Origin of the sequence: Novosphingobium sp. B 225, assembly GCF_002198665.1 — a bacterium.
Classification (GTDB): Bacteria; Pseudomonadota; Alphaproteobacteria; order Sphingomonadales; family Sphingomonadaceae; genus Novosphingobium.
In genome coordinates this window covers 1-2,912 of sequence record NZ_MWLM01000012.1, presented here as the reverse complement: position 1 = coordinate 2,912, position 2,912 = coordinate 1, and the positions used below count along the sequence as shown (strand labels likewise).

At 64.9% G+C, this 2,912-nt stretch carries 3 protein-coding genes; 1 reads left to right on the top strand and 2 read right to left on the bottom strand.

Annotated features, from left to right (window positions below):
- Nucleotides 1-57: 57 nt before the first annotated feature.
- Nucleotides 58-354, bottom strand: coding sequence for an endonuclease domain-containing protein (locus MNBBLIKP_RS01460; protein ID WP_254912878.1), 297 nt, complete (start codon nucleotides 352-354; stop codon nucleotides 58-60).
- Nucleotides 355-489: 135 nt separating this feature from the next.
- Nucleotides 490-1,293 carry an SHOCT domain-containing protein gene (locus MNBBLIKP_RS18165; protein WP_217896639.1) on the bottom strand — a complete coding sequence of 268 codons (804 nt, stop codon included), beginning with the start codon at nucleotides 1,291-1,293 and terminating at the stop codon, nucleotides 490-492.
- A gap of 109 nt (nucleotides 1,294-1,402) precedes the next feature.
- Here MNBBLIKP_RS18165 and MNBBLIKP_RS01450 point away from each other — a divergent pair, with 109 nt between their 5' ends.
- Nucleotides 1,403-2,905 carry a glycoside hydrolase family 125 protein gene (locus MNBBLIKP_RS01450; RefSeq protein ID WP_441339260.1) on the top strand — a complete coding sequence of 501 codons (1,503 nt, stop codon included), beginning with the start codon at nucleotides 1,403-1,405 and terminating at the stop codon, nucleotides 2,903-2,905.
- Nucleotides 2,906-2,912: the final 7 nt, after the last annotated feature.

Sequence of the window (2,912 nt, the reverse complement as noted above, 5' to 3'; positions counted from 1 at the left end):
CCATTTTCACGAAGTGCAAATGGGGAGGTGGCACGCCGCAGGCGTGACGGAGGGGCTTCAGCGCTTGCAGTACCGCACAATCCCCTCGGCCACGTCTTGCGCCGATTTCAGAACCTCACTGGCCGGAACGCGCACTACCGCGATTCCCTGTTCCTCCAGCCACGCCGCCCGCAACGCATCGCGCTGCGGCCTGTCGCCCATGTCGTGCGCGATGCCGTCAATCTCGATCGCGCATTTGGCCTGCGGACAGTAGAAATCGAGCACGTAGGGACCAAACGAATGTTGCCGGCGGATACTCACACCCTCTGGCGAGCCGCGCAGCAGGTTCCAGAGCAGGGCTTCGGGCAGGCTCATGTCGCGCCGGAGCTGTCGGGCGCGCGGTGTGTTTTTGGGTTGGCGCGGTCTTGGCAATCGCCCCTCCGTCATTCGCTACGCGAATGCCACCTCCCCATTTGTCCCTGCGGGAAAAATGGAGAGGGATTGTTGAGATCAGCCCTCTGGTTCTTCAACCTTGGGCAAGTCGGTGATCTCCTCCGGTCGCCGCAGGTCGTGCTGTCCGCTCGGCGTGCCGGGGCGATAGCCCATGCGGGTCAGGACCTTGTCGATGTCGGGGCGAAAGTAATCGACGTTGTGACACACCCGCATATAAATCCGCGCCGAATCAGTCATGTAACCATCAGTCTGGTACAGATCGAGCCAGTGCCCGGTCCAGCTGCCATCGCCGCCTTCCCAATGGTTGGAAAAGGCGATGGCGGGTTGTGCGGTGGAGCAGAAGACAAAGGTCTGGACCTTGGCCTTTTCCCAGGTGATTTCGGGCTTGGCAGGCTCTTTGCCGGTGCCATCCGCGTCATAGGACGTACCCGACCACGCCTCTTGCCGCCGCAGTGTGCCAAGCGAGTTCTGGTCGACATCGACCGTGCTCAGCACTTTTTCCCACTGGCACTGCCCCTGGCGGCAACTGGTCATCTGCGCGCCGGCATAGGGATCCTCGCTCGCGCTGGGGCTGGGGCTTGGGACCAGCGCGGCGCCGGCATCGCCGGGGGTGCTGGTGGGGGCAGGCTCGGCCGCGGTCTGATCGACCACGGGGCCGACCGCCCGCTGCACGGCCCAGCCGCCGACCAGGGCCAGCGCGATTACGCCCGCAGCGATTCCGGCATAGCGCAGCCACGGCTTGCCCGCGCCTTCACCGCTGAGCAGGCGGGCCTTCTCTGCCTCGAACTCGTCATCGCTGAGCGTGCCCGCGGCGTGAAGGGCGGCAAGGCGTTCGAGTGCTTCAAGGCGGTTGTCGGTCATGGCGGTGCGTTCCTTGCGCGGAAAATGACCCGTCTGGCGTAACCGGTGCCGACAGGAATTGCCAGCAAGGGCTTGAACCGTCGCGGCAAAGCCTTCACCCTGCGGCGCAGTGCAACGCTCCGCCACCAACCGCCGTTCGTTCATCATGGCCAGCGCCGCCGCGCTGTTCTGGCCGATGGGGGCGGGGGCGCAAGTGGTCAGCCAGGGGGCCAAGATGTTCCAGTCCAATCGCCCCGCGCCGGGTCAGCGCCGGTTCCTTTCCAAAGCTGTCGAGCGTGAGCTCGACCGCGTTTCGGCGCTGATTGCCGATCCGGAACTGCGCTGGATGTTCGGCAACTGCTATCCCAACACGCTCGATACCACGGTGTTCCTGGGCGAGCATGACGGGCATGATGATGCCTTTGTCATCACGGGGGACATCGATGCACTATGGCTGCGGGACAGTTCGGCGCAACTGCGGCCCTACCTGCATCTGGTGCGGCAGGATGAGCAGCTGCGCCGGGTGTTTCGCGGCTTGATCCGCCGCCATGCGCGCTGCGTGCTGGCCGATCCTTATGCCAATGCTTTCCTGCGCGATCTGTCCAGCAGTGCCGGGCTGCACTGGGCCAAGAGTGACCGGACCGAGATGAAACCCGGTGTGGCCGAACGCAAGTGGGAGGTCGATTCGCTGTGCTATGTCTTGCGGCTGGCGCACGATTACTGGCGCGAAAGCGGCGATACCGATCCGTTTGATGCGGTCTGGGCGCAGGCCGCAAGGCTGATCGTTGCGACCTTCAAGGAGCAGCAGCGCCTGACCGGACCCGGCCCCTATCGCTTTCAGCGCCAGTCCACCCAGCCGACCGAGACCACGCTGGCCGGGGTGGGCTCGCCGACCCGCAAGACTGGCCTGATCCATTCCGCCTTCCGCCCATCGGACGATGCCTGCACTTTTCCCTGCAACATTCCCGGTAACCTGTTCGCCGTGGCCACCTTGCGCGAACTGACCGTGTTGGCGCGCAGTGTGTTGAACGACGAGGCCTTGGCGCAAGAGGCCAGCGCGCTTGCGGCCGAGGTGGAGGCAGCGGTGTTCAAGCACGGCACCATGGTCCTGCCCGATGGGCGGCAAGTGTTTGCCTATGAAACCGATGGCTATGGCAACCACCTGTTCATGGACGATGCCAATGTGCCGAGCCTGCTGGGCCTGGCCTATCTGCGCTGCCTGCCGGCTGACTATCCGTTGTGGCGGACCACGGCAGAGGCGGTGTGGAGCGAGGCGAACCCGTGGTTCTTCCGTGGCAGCGCCGCCGCCGGGATCGGCGGGCCGCATATCGGCGAAGGCCAGGTCTGGCCCATGTCGATCATCCTGCGCGCGCTATCCAGCACTGACGACACGGTGATCGCAGAGGCACTGCGCACCCTGTGCGCGACCCACGCCGGGACCGGGTTCATGCACGAAGCCTTTGACAAGGACGATCCGGCTAAATTCACCCGCACCTGGTTCGCCTGGGTCAACGGGCTGTTCGGGGAACTGGTGGTGAAAGTCGCGGCGGAGCGGCCGCACCTGTTGGCGATGAGTTACGGCGACAGCGGAAAATCCTCCCCCCTTGGGGGAGGTGGCAGCCGGCAGGGCTGACGGAGGG